The following is a 16,829-nucleotide window of genomic DNA, read 5'->3' on the forward strand; positions in this document are numbered from 1 at the left end:
ATCTTTACAGCCGCAGGAAGAACTGGCAGCGTTTGCCCGTTTTGGAAACGCCGTTGCAAGCCTTTGTGTGGAGAAAAAAGGTGCTAGAGCGTGTCTGAAAAATCATTTCCGCAATCTGCAAGCCCCACTTTGCGGTATATTTTACCCTCATTCGGTTGCCGTAGCCCGCTACGCCGCCCTTATTCGGATAAAATCTCCCACGAACTGGGACTCGCAGCTCACGAAATGATTACCGGGGCCGGTCTGAATACGACGCAGGATGAAGTACATTTCCTTCCGTTCTGGGAAAATGGCGTCCGTTTCTTCACGATCGAAGGACCAAATAAAGAAAAAGTGGAATTCAGCCAGTATTTGTAACGATTCCAAGCCATGCGAAATGGAAGAAAAATCGCGAATCATGCTTGCATGAATATCCGTTTGACCAGCAAAGCCTCTGCCGGGAAGCAAAATTTTTGCCCGGCAGAGGCTTTTTTACTTACTCTGAAACAAATACTACCGGATAGTCAAAAAAGCGCAAATTATCCCTATAGAGTAAAGGAGATGCAAAATTTATCTGCAGTTACAAAAACGGGGTGGAGTTTTTATGGAAACAGGGCAGGAAATCATTGTGCTTTCTGCACGTGAGTGGTAAAATAGAATAGATAATATATAATCTGTTTTGAATAAAAACAGGATATTTTAGATAACATATAATCTGTAACAAGAAGGGGAAAAAATGGAACAATTTATATGGGAAACTCCGGAAGAACTGGATCAAAAACTTGCGCAGCGAGTGAGAAAAATCAGAAAGAGACGTTCAATTACGCAGGAAAAATTAGCATCTATAAGCGGAGTGAGTTACGGCTCAATCAAAAGATTCGAAACGACAGGACAAATTTCCCTGTTATCTTTAACGAAAATTGCAATCGCACTGGATCTTGCAGATGAGCTCAGAAATATTTTCACGCAGGTACCGTATAAAGATATTCAGGAGGTTATCAATGAAACAAGATAAAGTACTGCAGGTGTGTTATGAGGATCAAACGGTGGGAACATTAGCTATGACGGCAGACCACAAAGTGGCATTTCAGTACAGTGATGAATGGCTGGAAACCGGATTTTCGATCAACCCATTTTCATTGCCTTTGCAAAAACAGGTATTTGTTCCAGTTAAGGATCATTTTGAAGGATTATTTGGGGTTTTTGCGGACAGTCTTCCAGATCATTGGGGCAGATTACTGTTGGATCGCCTGTTACGGGCACATAAACAAAATCCGGATGAACTGACCGTACTGGATCGTCTGGCGATTGTGGGCACATCGGGGATGGGAGCGTTGACATATCACCCGGAAAAGAATTTTCCAGAGGAGCAGAGCAGTGCAGATCTGGACAAACTGGCGGAAGAGTGTCAAAAGATACTGAATACAGAGTATTCGGATAAACTGGACGAATTGTATCTGCTGGGAGGTACCAGCGGCGGAGCAAGACCTAAAATCATGACAACCATTGATAATGAAGAATGGATTATCAAATTTCCAGCGCATGTGGACGGAAAAGATGCAGGAAAAATGGAATATGACTATTCCTGCTGTGCCAAGGCCTGCGGAATTATGATGAGTGAAACGAGATTGTTTCCATCAGAAAAATGTAAAGGATATTTTGGAACTAAAAGGTTTGACAGGAGAAACTGTTTGAAAGGGAAAAAGAAAGTGCACATGTTGACGACAGCTGCAATTCTGGAATTGGATTTTGAGCAGCCAAGTCTGGACTATCATGGATTAATGAAACTGACAAAAATCATGACACGCAATTGCGATGAAGATGTTGAAAATATGTTCCGCCGAATGTGTTTCAATGTTTTTGCACATAACAGAGATGATCATTCGAAGAACTTCACGTATTTGTACGAAGCAGACGAAGATAAATGGCATTTAAGTCCGGCATATGATCTTACTTACAGTAATACGTATTATGGCGAACATACTACGTCAGTAGATGGAAATGGAAGAAATCCAGGCAGAAAAGAGTTACTGGCGGTAGGAACTGGTGCAGGGATGAAAAAGACAAGGTGTGAAGAGATCATAGACGAAATTGAGAAAAAAGTAAAGGAAATGTTGGAAGAATATCTTTTGGGTAAGTGATTCTCTTTGCATTCAAAAAATTTTAAACAGCAAGTTATTAACAGTTAAATAAAAAAGAGTTGCCCGACAAATGAACACTATAAGTACCTTGCTACGAGTTTTATTTTCGTAGCAAGGTACAAGATAGTACAGAGATAAAAATATGTCTCATTTGTCGTTTAACTCTTTACATTGCGCTTTTATTTCTTCTATCGAATCCTTCAATAACTTTAATCTGGCAGGCTACTTTCTAAACAAAGTCGTCCCCATCCCACCCGCCGGTTCGGGTATTCGCTCTCGGATGCGATGGGTTTTGCACCTGCAATGAGATAAGCTTTCAGTTTTTCGCCATATAAAAACGGGTCATTTCCGCGCAGAATGCCCCATTCCATCATAAGCGCGGCGCTTCCCGATACAAAAGGCGTGGCAAACGAGGTGCCGGTGAAGGAAGCATAGCCGCCGCCGGAACGGGGAGCTGGGATATTGACACCCGGGGCGGCGAGATCAGGTTTAATTTCGTGGAGAATACGGGTATAGCCGCGGCCGGAGAAGCTGGCATAGGAGGAAAGGCGGGGATCGTAGGCACCGACCGTGATGGCGGAGCGGGCGGTGGAAGGGATGGTGAGTGTGGTGTCGGCAGTGGGGGAGAAGAAGCGTGTCTGTGAACCGACGGCGTTTCCGCCGGGAAGCCAGAGGTCAAAGGAACCGGAGATCAGGCGGCCGGGGGTGAGACGCAAGGTCCAGATGCCGTTTTCGACGGACAGATGGTTTCCTGCGCCTTGAAAGGTCAGGTAAATTTCCTGCGCTTGGCTGTAGGGGGATGGCATGCCATAAAACAGGAGAAGTTCTGTCGGACCAAGCGTCAGACGCGCCGTGCCGAGGACAGGAGAGAGCGTGCCGGAGCGGATGCCGCCGGGGGAAATCAGTTCGATCGAGATTTCATCCCCATAAACCTTCCAGATCTGGAGACTGAACGAGGATTCATAAGCACCGACCTGAAATTCAACGGAGACAGCGCGGTCAGCCGTTGCCGAGACCGCAGACGTCGCAGCCGGATCAGATGTCGGACGGACTGTTTGCGTCTGACCGGACGACTTGCGGTCCGACTTTAGGTTCCCGGTATAATGGCGTCCGGTATCCCCTTCATTTCCTGCCCCGATACAGATCACGTTCTGCCCTAAATTTGACACTGCATTCAAATACGTTTCAAGTAAGGAATCCCCGCTGTGCGAACCGTAATTATTCCCGAAGCTCAAATTAATCACAAGCGGCCGCTCCACCAGAAGTGCATATCTTACGCAGAAATCTACCGCCTGCAGCAATTGCGATGTCCGCGGCAGATCCGCCGGATCAGGATTCCCAAGCTTTACGACCACGAGTGTTGCTTCCGGTGCCACGCCCCGCATGGCCGCATCTGCCGAGGATCTCCCATTTCCCGCTGCGATTCCGAGCACCGCTGTCCCATGCCCCGTCACATCGCGGGACGGCACGAGGGCAAACCGTTCTTCCGGCGTAGAAGATGCAAGTGCCTCATTGATCTGCTGCCGTGTATATACCGACCCAAGAGCATACCCCATCGGAGGATTCCCCGGAATCGTCTGATCCCATAAAATTGCAATTCGGCTTGTCCCGTCCGGTGCGCAGAAATCAGGATGCGCATAGTCCACGCCTGAATCAATGCATGCAAGCAGCACCCCATTCCCAGACAGACCCATAACCCCCTCCTGCACAGGCGTAATACAGGATATGCTCCGCACAAATGCATCTGCGAAATAAAGTAATTTCGGTTTCTCCAGATAGGTAATCTGCGGCAGTCCTGTCACGTAATCCATCAGGGACTCCGGAACCAGAAGAATGGCATACGAAAACAGCAGCAGCGTCACACGAACTCCCTGCTCCTCCAGAAAAGCCAGGTCTCCCTGATACTGTACAATTACTTCCCATGTTTTGCTGTAAGAGTTATAACCTGCCGAAAGCTCCGGCACACGCCGCCGTTCGACTTCCGTTGCGGCCAGCGCAAGGTTCAACAGGTTTTCCCTTTTTTGATCAGTCATTACAAAAACTCCGTCCAAAATGTTGTTAAAATCTATTCCGCTTTTCCTGGAAATATGATATAATCGCCATCGTACAATAGGGGTACAGATCTGCTTTTTGGAGTGCATCGAAAAATGGTTTTACGATGCCGCCTGGCGGGTCTTTACTATTTTACGCGAAATGCTTTTGCATTGAAGGGAGAGAACATGAAAATTATCATTGTGGGCTGCGGAAAAGTCGGAACCGCACTGACCGCCCAGCTGAGCCGCGAGGACAACCTTGTGACGGTCATCGACACAGACAGTATTGTCGTCCGCAACGTCTCCAACACCTACGACGTTATGGGAATTGTAGGAAACGGAGCAAGCTATCAGGTGCTTCAGGAGGCGGATATTGAGCATGCGGATCTGATGATTGCCGTAACCAAAAGTGATGAAATGAACCTGCTTTGCTGTGTCATCGCCAAACAGGCGGCAGACTGTCACACCATCGCCAGAGTCCGAAACCCGATGTATCGGGAGGAGAGAGAATTTATCCGTAAAAAGCTGGGTCTGTCCATGATCATCAACCCGGAGCACGCGGCCGCCATGGAAATGGCAAGACTGCTGCGGTTCCCATCTGCGATTGAGATCGACAGCTTTTCCCGCGGAAGAATCGAAATGCTGCGCTTTAAAGTGCCGGAAACATCGAAAATTGTCCATATGTCGCTGCGTGAGCTGGCCGGAGCGCTTCAGTACAGTCTGCTGGTCTGTGCTGTTGAGCGAAACGGCGAGGTTTACATACCGGATGGAAATTTTGTGATCCAGGCAAAAGACAGCCTTTCCATCATTACCACACCGCAGAACGCAGAGAGCCTGTTTAAGAAAATCGGTGTTCATACAAACAAGGTACACAATACGATGATCGTTGGCGGCGGTGAAATTACGTATTATCTCGCAAAATCACTGGCAAATATGAACGTCGATGTCAAGATTATCGAGAAAAATAAGGATCGCTGTGAGGTTTTAAGCGAAGCACTGCCGGATGCAACCGTTATTTACGGTGACGGAAGTGACCAGGAGCTCTTAAAAGAGGAGCGCATCCAGAATATGGATTCCTTTGTGGCCTGCACCGATATGGATGAGGAAAACATCATTCTGTCGCTGTATGCGAAAGAGAAGGTATCCTCAAAGGTTGTAACGAAAATCAACCATCTGGAATTTAATGATGTTATCCACAGCCTGAACCTGGACAGCCTGATCTACCCGAAACACATCACCGCAGAGTACATTCTGCAGTATGTCCGGGCAATGAAAAACTCCATCGGAAGCAACGTTGAGACGCTGTATAAGCTGATGGAAGACCGTGTGGAGGCTCTTGAGTTTATCGTGAACCAGAATTGCCGTATGATCGGCATCCGTCTGCAGGATATGAAAACACGGCCAAACCTTCTGGTAGCAGCGATTAACAGACGGGGAAAGGTCATCATTCCGGGTGGACAGGATTCCTTTGAGGCAGGAGATTCCGTCATTATCGTAACAACGGAAACCGGTCTTCAGGATATCCATGAGATTCTGGCAGAGTAACGGGGGAAGCGGATTATGAACTATAAAATGATTCGTTTTGTCATCAGCTGGGTGCTGAAAGTGGAAGGTATGCTGATGCTGTTTCCGGCGCTGGTCGGAGCCATGTATCAGGAAAAGACAGGCTTTGCGTATCTTATCTGGGGACTGCTCTGCATTGCGGCCGGTCTGATCCTCTGCTTCAGAAAACCGTCCAATATGGAAATCTATTCCCGCGACGGATTTGTCTGCGTTTCGTTAAGCTGGGTTGTCCTTGGTGTTTTCGGAGCGGTGCCGTTTGTAATTACGGGGGAAATTCCGTTTTATATCAATGCACTGTTTGAGATCGTTTCCGGTTTTACAACGACAGGAGCCAGCATTTTGAGCGATGTGGAAGCCCTTTCACACGCCAGCCTGTTCTGGAGAAGCTTTTCTCACTGGATTGGCGGTATGGGCGTTCTTGTGTTCATTCTTGCATTGCTTCCGATGAAGGGCGGTTCCGTCATGAACCTGATGAAGGCAGAGAGCCCGGGACCGACCGTTTCCAAATTTGTTCCGAGAGTGCGCGGAACCGCTAAAATTCTGTATCAGATTTATCTTGGCATGACACTTTTTACCATTGCTGCCCTGCTGCTTTCCGGCATGAAGACATTTGATTCTGTCACACTCGCCATGGGAGCTGCCGGAACAGGAGGCTTTGCCGTGTTGAACAGCGGTTGTGCAGTGTACACACCACTGCAGCAGTGGATTCTGACAATCGCCATGATTGCGTTCGGTGTGAATTTTAACTTTTATTATCTGATGCTTTGCAAAAAGGGAAAGGCCGCCATTTCGTCCCAGGAGGTAAGAGCGTATTTCCTGATTATCCTTCTGGCAGGAGGCGTGATTTCCTGGAATACCTATCCGATGTACCATTCCATCGGTGAGACAGTACGGACCGCCTTTTTCCAGGTCGGATCGATTATCACGACAACGGGTTATTCCACGACGGACTTTGATCTCTGGCCGGAGCTGTCAAAATGTATTCTGGTGATGCTGATGTTCATCGGAGCCTGCGCCGGTTCAACGGGAGGCGGAATCAAGGTTTCGCGAATCCTGATCCTCTTAAAAACCGTGAAAAAAGAGCTTGGTTCGATCGTACATCCGCGCAGTATCAAACGCATCCGTTTCGATGATCACCCGGTAGAGCATGAGGTTCTGCGGGCGATCAACGTATTTTTGATTGTTTATCTTGTGATCTACAGCTTTTCCATGCTGATCATCAGTGTGGATGGATTTTCCTTCGAGACAAACTTCACGGCAGTTGCCGCAACACTGAACAACATCGGACCGGGTCTTGACCAGGTAGGACCGACCAGCAACTTCTTTGGATACGGTCCGGTTTCCAAGCTGATTCTGATTTTTGATATGCTGGCAGGCCGTCTGGAACTGTTTCCGATGCTGATTCTTTTCTATCCGTCTACCTGGAAGAAGAGAGGATAAAGCGGTTCACCGGGAAGAAAAGGGACTTTGCGTCGGCGGGAAACTGCCGGGAGCAGAAGGAAAAGAAAAAATGGTTACGATTCACAGGGTTTTCCAAAAAAACAGAAAGACGGAATAAAGTCAGGGTGCATTTCCTGACCACAGGCAGAAAGGAAGGAACTTATGAGTAACTGGGAAAAGAATGTAAGAAAAGTTGTGCCGTATGTACCGGGCGAGCAGCCGCATGAGGCTGACATGATTAAGCTGAATACGAATGAGAATCCGTATCCGCCGTCACCAAAAGCCGCAGAGGCGATCAGACGGGTAGCAGAAGAGGATACCCTCCGTCTCTATCCGGATCCGACCGCGGCAGAACTGGTGCAGGCGATCGCGGATGTCTACCACGTAAGCACAAAGCAGGTTTTTGTCGGCGTTGGTTCGGATGATGTTCTGGCGATGGCGTTTATGACGTATTTTAACTCTGACAAACCGATTCTTTTCCCGGACATTACGTATTCCTTCTACGATGTCTGGGCGGAGGAATTCCGCATTCCGTACGAGCAGATCCCGCTCGATGAAAATTTCTGCATTGTGCCGGAGCAGTATTTTGCAGAGAATCATCCAAATGGCGGAATCGTGTTCCCGAACCCGAATGCACCGACGGGTGTGGAGCTTTCGCTTTCTGCGATCGAATCGATATTACAGAACAACCCGGATGTGGTTGTAATTGTGGATGAGGCATATGTGGATTTCGGAGCAGCCACTGCGCAGCCGCTGCTGGAAAAATATGAAAATTTGCTGGTTGTGCAGACAACATCAAAATCCCGTTCGCTTGCCGGCATGCGCATCGGCTATGCAATCGGAAATGAGAAGATGATTTCGTATCTGAACGATGTGAAATATTCATTCAATTCCTACACCATGAATCAGACCACAATCGCCGCCGGAGCCGCAGCGATCCGCGATGTGGAATATTTCCGCAAGACGGTGAAAAAAGTGATGGAAACGAGAGAGTGGTCGAAGGAGGAGCTGAAAAAGCTGGGATTTTCTTTCGAAGATTCGAAATCGAACTTTATTTTCGCAACGCACAAAAGCGTACCGGCCGGGAAGATTTTTCAGGCACTCCGGGAACGCCATATTTATGTGCGGTATTTTGAGAAACCCCGCATTGACAATTATTTGCGTATTACGATTGGTACGCGGGAAGAAATGCAGACGCTGTTTGATTTTTTGAAAGATTACTTAACCGAATCAAGCAAGTAGCGAAGCGGATTGCAAATATCCGCTTGCCAAGAGGGATGAAGCAGCTGAAAATATAAAACAGAAGAAGAGTATCTGCAGAGGAGCAGAAGAAAATTTTAAAGGGGGACTGCCGTCGGAATCAGCCATGAGATCCGGCGGCAGTTTTAGAAGGTATTTGGGTATGAACAAAGAGAAGAAAGAAGTAGTAAAGGTAAATCAGATTACAGAGGGTGTTATCTGGCAGCAGATTCTGATCTTTTTCCTGCCGATTCTGTTCGGAACGTTTTTCCAACAGCTTTACAACACGGCAGATGCCATGATTGTCGGACATTTTCTCGGAAAACAGGCACTTGCGGCGGTCGGCGGAACGACAGGTACGCTGATCAATCTGCTGGTCGGATTTTTCGTCGGCCTTTCGAGTGGTGCGACGGTTGTTATTTCACAGCATTACGGAGCCAATAAAGAGGACAAGGTGCAGTGGGCAGTGCACACGTCCATTGCCTTTTCCATTCTCGGAGGTATTGTGCTGACAGTAGTCGGCATTGGATGTTCGAGATGGATGCTCGATCTGATGAACACGCCGGATGATGTTGTAAATTATGCGCTGATTTATATGCGTGTTTATTTCCTTGGAACCATCGGAAACCTGATTTACAACATGGGTTCCGGTATCCTGCGTGCGGTCGGCGACTCGAAACGTCCGCTGCTGTATCTGATCATCTGCTGTATGACCAATATCGCGCTTGACTTTTTATTTGTTGTCGGTTTGCAGATGGGTGTTATGGGCGCGGCGCTTGCGACCATTCTGTCGCAGATCATCAGTGCGGTTCTTGTTATGGGCTCTCTGATGCGGACCAGAGACATTTACCGGCTTCATCTGCGGAAAATCAGCATTGACTGGATTATGCTCAAACGGATTATCCGCATTGGTTTTCCGGCAGGCGTACAGTCAATTCTGTACTCGGTATCGAACGTGATCATTCAGTCTGCTGTCAACTCGCTGGGAACCAACAATGTGGCTGCGTGGGCGGCTTACGGAAAGGTGGACGGTCTTTTCTGGATGATGATCAATGCGCTCGGTATTGCGGCGACAACCTTTGTCGGTCAGAACTACGGTGCGAAAAAGATGGATCGTGTACACCGCGGTGTGCGCACCAGCATGATCATGGCATTCCTGATGACGGGTCTGATGGTTGTGTTTATGTGGTTTATCGGTGATACACTGATTTCTCTGTTTACCACAGATACGGCGGTGCGTGAAATCTGTCACGGACTGATCCATTTCCTGGTGCCGACCTTCTTCACCTATATTTCCATCGAAATCCTTTCCGGTGCACTCCGCGGTGTCGGAGACGCATGGATTCCGATGTTTATCACCGGAATAGGAATCTGCGGAGTACGTATCGTGTGGATGACGGCGGTTCTGCCGCATTTCCACTCCTTAAAAGGAGCGGCCTTCTGCTATCCGCTGTCGTGGGTAATCACAACGATTGCATACTTTATTTATTACCTGTTCTTCAGTCAGCTGAGTAAGCGGAAAGAATTGAGGAGTATCTAACAGAATGTTCAAACTGTTTTAACAAAACTGTGTTATACTATGATGATACCAGGGTCAAAAGGTCAAAAAATGAGTAAGTAGCCATTTTTCAAAGAAAAATGAGCGGATTACAAAGGAAAGACAGGTGGAACGTAAGATGGTAAGTGAAAAAGTAACGATTGTCAATCCGTCAGGACTGCATCTTTTAAACGCGGTAAATTTGTCAAACAGTGTAAGCCGGTACAAATCTTCCATGTCGTTTACCTATGAAAACAACGGGATGCAGGGAACGGTTAATTTAAAGAGTATTTTGAGTATCGTCGCCGCAGGAATCAGGCAGGGAGACACTATTGAGATCTGCAGCAGCGGGGAGGATGAAGAGGAAGCACTTCAGGCGGCCGTTGCCGCAATTAAAAGCGGGCTCGGAGAGACGCCGGAGTGAGGAGATAGGAACATAGAATAGAAATAAAGAAAAGGACCTCGCTTTTTGAAAAACGGAATGGGAAACCGAACCGTGTTTCAAAAGCGAGGTTTTTTCAAATACGCTTTCGGGAAAGCTGCGGTGGTCGGTTTCGCAGACACATCGTCAGAAAAGTTTCCTAAACAGGAGGTATAAGGCCGGAAAAAATGTTCACACTCTGAATAAAGCAAAAAATGCAGAGAAAAGGAGTGCAGAACAAAATGGCAAAGCAGAAGAAAATTGATCTGGGACATATGACGGAGGAAGAAAAGATGAAATACGAAATCGCAGGCGAGCTGGGGCTTTAGACCGCGTGCTGAACGATGGCTGGCGGTCGCTCACTGCAAAAGAGACGGGGCGGATCGGCGGCCTTGTGACACGGCGGAAGCGGCAGATGGCGGCGGAAGAGCAGAAAGAAGCAGGAGAAAGATAACCGGTTCCTTTTTAATTCGTGTCTATTGGAATATCAGAACAAAAGGTTTATACTGAATGCATGGGGCCGCAAAAGGTCAATAAAAATTCTAAAGACAGGAGAAAAATGGAGAAATGGCAAAACTTGTATGTAACTTTATTTCTTATGCGTTAAAAAGAACCGTGGATATCACGGTCGTTCTTCCGAGCGTGACGATTCCGGAAGCAATGCAGCTTCCAATGCCGGGAAAGGAGAACCCGGTGCCGCCGACACATGAGGTGAAAGAAAAATATCCGGTGCTGTACTTACTGCATGGTATGGGAAACAACCACGCACAGTGGACCGGTTATACGAATGTGGAACTGTTTGCAGAAGAGAGAAACATGGCAGTTGTAATGATTTCGGGGGAAAACAAATTCTATCATGATTCTCTGGACGGCGAACCGTTTTTCGATTTCGTAGCAAAAGAAGTTCCGGAATTTGTGACCAATTACTTCCCGATTTCCGCGGAGCCGGAGCACAGCTATATCGCAGGATTATCGATGGGTGGTTACGGCGCACTGCTGCACGGCCTTTCCAATCCGGAACGGTTTGCAGCGATTGGTTCCTTCTCCGGCGCAGTCATGCCGGTGGGCGATCCGGAAAAAGTGGAAGGTCTGATTGACGGTCCTCTCGATGTGAAATGGCTGGTGAAAAAAGCTATTGCGGACGGAAAAAAGATTCCGCCACTGTATGTGACCTGCGGCGAAGAGGATATGCTGTATGAGATTAATACAGAGTTTAAGGATTATCTGAAGGAAAATGGAGTGGATGTCACCTGGGTATCCGTACCGGGATACACCCATGAGTGGAGATTCTGGAATCTGGCAGTCGAGGAGTTTCTAAAATGGATTCCGAGAACCGACGGCTATGCCGCTGGTGGAAAGCGGCAGATCTGATAAGGCCGATGAAAACAGAAAAATGGTGTGGAGACAACCTCTTTGGAGGCGTCTCCGCACCATTTTTTTGACTTTACAGGAAACTTCATTGAAGTGTGCTATACAGTTTTATAAAATTACGCTTTTTTCTGTGCAGCCATCCACTCCAGAATCGGAGTCTCTTTTCCGTCTGTCATAACCGGTTTGCCGTCATAATCAAGAACACATTCATCGTTCAGCATCGGGATCCAGGACCAGTGGCCGATGTATTCGAATGGGGTGCCATCTGCATTTTTCTGTGTTCCGGTGTGATCGAGTACCTTGTCCCAGTAGGTGAAGTGTGCATTCGGGTTGACCTTTGCCAGACGCTCATAGGTCGGAACGACAAAGTCATCCGGAACGACAACGGGGTCGGTTTTTGCGTGTGTAAACCAGATCGGCAGATCTTTGAGCTTCAGGATGTCTTCATCGGAGATAAATGCATCCGCCAGAGCCTCGCAGACCGGATATGCGGCAGCGTAGCGGGACGGGTTGAAAATGATCTGTTTCATGGTCATAAAGCCACCGTTAGAGCAGCCGCCGATGTAGATGCGGGAGCGGTCGATCTGCGGATGGGCATCCACGAAAGCACCGATCAGGGCATCGAGAACTTCGGTATATTTGGAAGAACCGTCTTTGGTATATTCGCCGGTTCCGTCATCCATCCACATGGTCGGAGCCTGCGGAGCGAGCAGGTAGGTCTTGCCGCCGAAAATTTTCTGAACCTTTGGGGAAATCAGGTTTACAACTTTATTTCCGATTGCTGCAATCGGCGGCTCCTGTCCGCCCTCACCTGCGCCGTGCAGCCAGATGATCAGCGGGATTTTTTCATCCGCATCCATTTCCGGCTCGTAGTAAACGTAGGAGAGCGGAATCTGCGGATCCTCGTAGCGGTCTTCTTTGAGCCATTCACCGTAGATGACGCGGTTTCCGCCGTCTACGTCGAACGTCTGCGGAGAAATGGCACCATCGTCTGTTGCAATTTCAGAGACTTGTGTCACATCGTAAGCGACATTGACAAATACATTAAAATTACCATTGAATTTGATGATCGAGCCGATTCCTTCCATGATAAAACACGGCAGCTCCAGCGTCAGGCAGGTGCCGTCCTCGCACGGTGCACCGGTTTTATCAGAAACGTAAACGTTCGAAACGCGGCGGATTCCGTCCATCGAGTCATCTGGTTTGTCGCCCATAAAATTCGGCCATACAAAATCCTCGCCCTCGGTGGATGTACGGGTAACGTGTACCGTAAACTGCTCCGGAGATGGGGCCGCACCCTTCATGCTTTTGCCATAATCCAGAATTACTTTCGAAATATGCGGACCGAAATCAAAAACTTCGGTAATGGTATAATAAGTTCCGTTCATTTGTAAAAACCCTCCTTTGGTACGGAATGTACGCTCAGCGTCTTTCTGCACTCGCTTTTGCGACTGACAAAAATCATCTCACAAAATCAGGTACAGAAAAAGCTTGAGAGTACAGTTGTTTACATGGGCAGAAAAGACGGTATTGGTAATGGTAGAATTTTTTTCTGCCCGACAATATCAGTTTACTACAGACATTTCAAAAGAAAAAGTACAAATCAGAGATAAATTTGCACGGAGATGCTTTTTCATTGCTGTTTCACTGCGTAAGAAACCGCAGAAAAGTGTCAAAAAACCGCAGAATCGTTGTTTTCTGCGTTGAAGCGATATGAAATAATAAAATTATACAAGGTAAAAGGGAGGTTTTACGAGATGATTACAAGACTAGAGGAGATTCCGGTAACGAAAGAAAGCTATCCGTTTGCCAGTGCGGAGCGTTACCTGAAGCTGTCGGAGCGCGGTTATGTGGAGAAGGAATATTATATGTATGGAACGGCCAATGTCTATGAGACTGCAGACGAGCGCGGCGGCGTCCGTGTGCGCACTGTGGATGCGCCGTATACAAACCGCATCATCGTCCGTGCACCGCAGGACACTGCAAAATGCAGCGGAAACGTTGTAGTGGAGATCATCAACCCAACGAGTTTTATGGAGATTGACCGCATGTGGATTCTCGGCTGGAAGAAATTTGTGCGGGACGGAGATATCTATGTGGGAATCACAAGCAAACCGAATACGATCGCCAAAATGGTAGAGTTTGATGAAAAGCGTTACGGCCGTCTTTCCTGGGCCAACCCGACGCCGGATGTGCCGTTCTCGGAGCGACTGCAGGCCACAGGCGGCCTTGGCGATCTGAATCACGACTATGAGACCGGGCTCTTCTGGGATATGCTGACAGATCTTGCGTGGCTGCTGCGAGGTGAAGAGGAGCAGAATCCGATTCGGGAATATAAAAGAGAATACGTCTATTTGACGGGTTGGTCACAGTCGGGATCCTATCTTTTCCGCTATCTGAACAGCTTTGCCTACCGCCCGGATGCAGCACGCGGCGCGCGTGTGTTTGATGGCTATCTTTCCGGTGGCGGAGTCCATTCCCTTGGTATTCCGGTCAACCAGTATGAAACCATGGCTCCGTACCATTACAGTCTGACACGTGTGGAAAAGGCGCGCGAGCCGTTTATCGCTGTGCAGACGGAGAGTGAAAACGGAAGAATGGAAGCATGGCGCATTGCCCAGCCGGACAGCGATGATCCGGAGTTCCTGTTCCGCCAGTATGATATGACGGGTGCAAGCCATGACACTTCCTATAGCTACGTGGACTACTATCAGAACGATCCGGATCTGGTGCGGATCAATCATCTGCCATTTTATATGGGAAAAAATGAGGAAGGAAACGACTATCCGTCCCAGATTCTTTTTGCGGCAGCATTTCGGAATCTCTTTACCTGGGTACGGACAGGCGCAGCTCCGGCGCACTGTGACCGGATTGCGATTGACAGCAACGGAGAGAACAAAAAGGATGCTTTCGGAAATACAATCGGTGGACTGCGTACCTGCCTCCTTGACTATCCGACCGGAAGATACAGCAATACCAGCGATATTGAAAAAGGCCAGAATTTCCTGGATCCGGAATCGGAAAAAGAAGGATTGTTCGGTTATCAGCAGGCGTTTTCGAAAGAAATGATAAAAGAGCTGTATGGAACATTGGCACATTACCGGGAAATGGCGGAGAAAAACACGAAAGAGCAGGTAACGAAAGGCTTTGTCTGCCGCGAGGATGCGGCGGAGCTGGTTGAGATTGCCGTGGAGCTTGCAAAAAAACGCGGGCTGGAATAAAAAAATAACAAACAGATACAGCCGGCTTTTGAACAGAATAAAGGTTGCCGTTCACCGGAAGTGAACGACAACCATAAAATCAGATTTGAGGAGCGTACCCGAAAGAAAAGCCGGGCGCGCTCTGTGCAGATAAAGGAGAAAACAAAATGGGGATGAAAGCAGAACAGTGGAGACAAATTATTTTATCGTTTCAAAGTGAGAAAACATACGACAATCCATTCCTCGATGTTTCGGTCCTGGGAATTTTTACAGGGCCTTCCGGCCGAAAGATCAGAAGAGAAGCATACTGGGACGGCGGAAATACCTATCGGATTGCCTTTGCGCCGACCGAAACCGGAATGTGGAGCTATAGGCTGGAAGCACCGGAGGAGACGGGACTTTCCGGAGTGCAGGGAACAATCGAATGTATTCCATACGAAGGAAAGCTTGCTATCTATCAGCACGGATTTCTGAAAGTGCATCCATCAGGAAAATATCTGACGTATGCAGACGGAACACCGTTTTTCTGGCTCGGCGATACGCACTGGGAATTTGCTTTCGGTGAGCGCTGGGACGAGTCGAACCATCCGCAGATGATGAGCATGTTCCGCGGTATGGCGGACCGCAGGAAGGAGCAGGGCTATAATGTTTATCAGACGAACCTTCGAAGCGACAGCTGGCGGGAGCAGAAGAGCCGTTACTGGGAGGCAGATGCCGCGGACGATGTGCCGAATGTGGCATTCTATCAGAACGAGCTCGACCGCCGTATGCAGTATCTTGCGGATCTCGGCTTCGTCAACGCACTTGGTTTTGCCTGGTCCGGCTCGATCGAGCAGGGCGTGGAGCATCAGAAACATCTGGCGCGTTACATCATCGCGCGTTACGGCGCCCTTCCGGTTGTGTGGACACTGGCAGGCGAAGTGGCAGGCTACTTCCCGGGCGAGCCGCGCGAGCGTGCGATTAAGGGCTGGCGCGAGGTCGCAGAATACGTGGAGGAGATGGACGGCTACGATACCCTGCAGACCGCACATTACACGAATGAGCGTCCGTTTGCAGATTACTATTATGATGAACCGTGGTTTGACTTTGTACTGAACCAGGCCGGTCACGGCGATTTCCCGATCAATGTGTCCTGGTACCGTTCTTATCAGAAAGAGCATGGAACAAAGCCGTTCATCGAGGGCGAGTCTCTATACGAATATTGTTCCACGCTGGAAGAAAACGGAACCCGTCTCTGCACCGATGCCATGCTGCGCCGCGTGGCATACATGGCGATTCAGACTGGTGGCTGCGGCTATACATACGGCGCACAGGGCATCTGGGATAATATCTGGGAGGTAAGTGACATCAACCCGTACTTTAATGCATTCAACAAATTCGGCATCACCTGGGCAAAAGCGATTGATGGACCGGGCGGTGCGCAGATGGGATATCTGAAACGTTTCTATGAAGAGCACCACTTCGAAGAGATGGTGCCGTACGATCCGGCAGAAGCGGAAGAGAACATCAGCCCGTTTTCCAATAAGCTGGCGGCTGCCACCATCAGCCGGGATAAGACGAGAGCGCTGATTTATTACGGCGAGATGGACGGAATGAGCACACGGATTGCAGGCCTTTGCGACGGAATCTATGCAGTTTCCTGGTTTGATCCGAGAACGGGAGAGACAGAAAAAGCAGAAGAACAGGTAGAAGTGCGGCAGGAATCGTGCATTATGCCAAAGAAACCGGCGGCGGGAGACTGGATGCTGATAGCGGAATGTATAGAAAAAACGGAAAAGTGATAAAAAACTATACAAAGTGCAGAAAGAAACCGCAGAAAAGTGCAAATTCATCGCAGAATTGTTCTTTTTTGGAGGTAGGAAAGCCGATATAATAAGATCATCAAATGAGTCACGGCCGAGGCTC

The 16,829-nt window shown here is 48.4% G+C and carries 13 protein-coding genes and 3 pseudogenes; 13 read left to right on the plus strand and 3 right to left on the minus strand.

The window, feature by feature from the left end; genetic code table 11:
- Positions 1-4 precede the first annotated feature (4 nt).
- Positions 5-166 (minus strand): annotated as a pseudogene (locus tag DW965_RS21880) (DUF6783 domain-containing protein); the annotation flags it as partial.
- Here DW965_RS21880 and DW965_RS21885 point away from each other — a divergent pair.
- The 4 genes and pseudogenes from DW965_RS21885 (at position 137) to DW965_RS00250 (ending at position 2,120) form a co-directional block, all read left to right on the plus strand.
- On the plus strand, positions 137-229 hold the full coding sequence (locus DW965_RS21885; protein WP_334295208.1) for a DUF6783 domain-containing protein: 93 nt from the start codon (positions 137-139) through the stop codon (positions 227-229). The pseudogene DW965_RS21880 and the gene DW965_RS21885 overlap by 30 nt on opposite strands.
- Positions 230-243: 14 nt before the next feature.
- Positions 244-357: pseudogene (locus DW965_RS21890) on the plus strand (VOC family protein); the annotation flags it as partial.
- 358 nt (positions 358-715) lie between these two features.
- Entirely contained in the window at positions 716-994 is a 279-nt protein-coding gene (locus DW965_RS00245) for a helix-turn-helix domain-containing protein (protein ID WP_055227803.1), read from the plus strand.
- Positions 981-2,120 carry a type II toxin-antitoxin system HipA family toxin gene (locus tag DW965_RS00250; protein WP_055227801.1) on the plus strand — a complete coding sequence of 380 codons (1,140 nt, stop codon included), beginning with the start codon at positions 981-983 and terminating at the stop codon, positions 2,118-2,120. The genes DW965_RS00245 and DW965_RS00250 overlap by 14 nt, the downstream gene beginning before the upstream one ends.
- A 209-nt stretch (positions 2,121-2,329) precedes the next feature.
- Here DW965_RS00250 and DW965_RS00255 read toward each other — a convergent pair whose 3' ends face one another.
- Positions 2,330-4,153 (minus strand): S8 family peptidase, encoded by a 1,824-nt coding sequence (locus DW965_RS00255; RefSeq protein ID WP_117510362.1) that lies wholly within the window; start codon positions 4,151-4,153, stop codon positions 2,330-2,332.
- Positions 4,154-4,324: 171 nt separating this feature from the next.
- Here DW965_RS00255 and trkA point away from each other — a divergent pair, with 171 nt between their 5' ends.
- The 7 genes and pseudogenes from trkA to DW965_RS00290 all read left to right on the plus strand — a co-directional run bounded on the left by trkA (position 4,325) and on the right by DW965_RS00290 (position 11,724).
- Entirely contained in the window at positions 4,325-5,698 is a 1,374-nt protein-coding gene (trkA, locus tag DW965_RS00260) for a Trk system potassium transporter TrkA (RefSeq protein WP_334295209.1), read from the plus strand.
- A 15-nt stretch (positions 5,699-5,713) separates the two neighbouring features.
- Complete coding sequence (locus DW965_RS00265; protein WP_119197878.1) at positions 5,714-7,156, plus strand: TrkH family potassium uptake protein; 1,443 nt, start codon at positions 5,714-5,716, stop codon at positions 7,154-7,156.
- A gap of 162 nt (positions 7,157-7,318) precedes the next feature.
- Entirely contained in the window at positions 7,319-8,398 is a 1,080-nt protein-coding gene (gene hisC, locus DW965_RS00270) for a histidinol-phosphate transaminase (protein ID WP_117510360.1), read from the plus strand.
- A 160-nt stretch (positions 8,399-8,558) separates the two neighbouring features.
- A complete protein-coding gene (locus DW965_RS00275; protein WP_117510359.1) occupies positions 8,559-9,935 on the plus strand; it encodes an MATE family efflux transporter in 1,377 nt (458 codons plus the stop codon).
- A 136-nt stretch (positions 9,936-10,071) separates the two neighbouring features.
- Positions 10,072-10,356: an HPr family phosphocarrier protein gene (locus DW965_RS00280; RefSeq protein ID WP_117761450.1), complete on the plus strand. Its 285-nt coding sequence runs from the start codon at positions 10,072-10,074 to the stop codon at positions 10,354-10,356.
- A 239-nt stretch (positions 10,357-10,595) separates the two neighbouring features.
- Positions 10,596-10,807 (plus strand): annotated as a pseudogene (locus tag DW965_RS21895) (small, acid-soluble spore protein, alpha/beta type).
- A gap of 113 nt (positions 10,808-10,920) precedes the next feature.
- Entirely contained in the window at positions 10,921-11,724 is an 804-nt protein-coding gene (locus tag DW965_RS00290) for an alpha/beta hydrolase (protein ID WP_117761449.1), read from the plus strand.
- Between the two features lie 116 nt (positions 11,725-11,840).
- Here DW965_RS00290 and DW965_RS00295 read toward each other — a convergent pair whose 3' ends face one another.
- Positions 11,841-13,112, minus strand: a complete 1,272-nt coding sequence (locus tag DW965_RS00295; protein WP_117761448.1) for a prolyl oligopeptidase family serine peptidase — start codon at positions 13,110-13,112, stop codon at positions 11,841-11,843.
- A gap of 369 nt (positions 13,113-13,481) precedes the next feature.
- Between DW965_RS00295 and DW965_RS00300 the strand changes: the two genes are divergently transcribed.
- Together DW965_RS00300 and DW965_RS00305 are read left to right on the plus strand one after the other, a co-directional pair.
- Positions 13,482-14,945, plus strand: a complete 1,464-nt coding sequence (locus DW965_RS00300; RefSeq protein ID WP_117761447.1) for an alpha/beta hydrolase domain-containing protein — start codon at positions 13,482-13,484, stop codon at positions 14,943-14,945.
- Positions 14,946-15,091: 146 nt separating this feature from the next.
- The gene (locus tag DW965_RS00305) at positions 15,092-16,705 is read left to right on the plus strand and encodes an apiosidase-like domain-containing protein (RefSeq protein ID WP_117761446.1); all 1,614 of its coding nucleotides are present in this window, start codon (positions 15,092-15,094) and stop codon (positions 16,703-16,705) included.
- The last annotated feature ends 124 nt before the right edge of the window (positions 16,706-16,829 follow it).

Source organism: Blautia sp. AM47-4 (assembly GCF_003479865.1).
GTDB classification, from domain to species: Bacteria; Bacillota; Clostridia; order Lachnospirales; family Lachnospiraceae; genus Fusicatenibacter; species Fusicatenibacter saccharivorans.

What these genes read in the sequence shown, in the direction of transcription:
- DW965_RS00255 (WP_117510362.1), bottom strand. Translation starts at nt 4,153, where the DNA reads ATGACTGATCAAAAAAGGGAAAACCTGTTGAACCTTGCGCTGGCCGCA.
- DW965_RS00305 (WP_117761446.1), top strand. Translation starts at nt 15,092, where the DNA reads ATGGGGATGAAAGCAGAACAGTGGAGACAAATTATTTTATCGTTTCAA.
- hisC (WP_117510360.1), top strand. Translation starts at nt 7,319, where the DNA reads ATGAGTAACTGGGAAAAGAATGTAAGAAAAGTTGTGCCGTATGTACCG.
- DW965_RS00280 (WP_117761450.1), top strand. Translation starts at nt 10,072, where the DNA reads ATGGTAAGTGAAAAAGTAACGATTGTCAATCCGTCAGGACTGCATCTT.
- DW965_RS00275 (WP_117510359.1), top strand. Translation starts at nt 8,559, where the DNA reads ATGAACAAAGAGAAGAAAGAAGTAGTAAAGGTAAATCAGATTACAGAG.
- DW965_RS00295 (WP_117761448.1), bottom strand. Translation starts at nt 13,112, where the DNA reads ATGAACGGAACTTATTATACCATTACCGAAGTTTTTGATTTCGGTCCG.
- DW965_RS00300 (WP_117761447.1), top strand. Translation starts at nt 13,482, where the DNA reads ATGATTACAAGACTAGAGGAGATTCCGGTAACGAAAGAAAGCTATCCG.
- DW965_RS00265 (WP_119197878.1), top strand. Translation starts at nt 5,714, where the DNA reads ATGAACTATAAAATGATTCGTTTTGTCATCAGCTGGGTGCTGAAAGTG.
- DW965_RS00290 (WP_117761449.1), top strand. Translation starts at nt 10,921, where the DNA reads ATGGCAAAACTTGTATGTAACTTTATTTCTTATGCGTTAAAAAGAACC.
- DW965_RS00245 (WP_055227803.1), top strand. Translation starts at nt 716, where the DNA reads ATGGAACAATTTATATGGGAAACTCCGGAAGAACTGGATCAAAAACTT.
- DW965_RS00250 (WP_055227801.1), top strand. Translation starts at nt 981, where the DNA reads ATGAAACAAGATAAAGTACTGCAGGTGTGTTATGAGGATCAAACGGTG.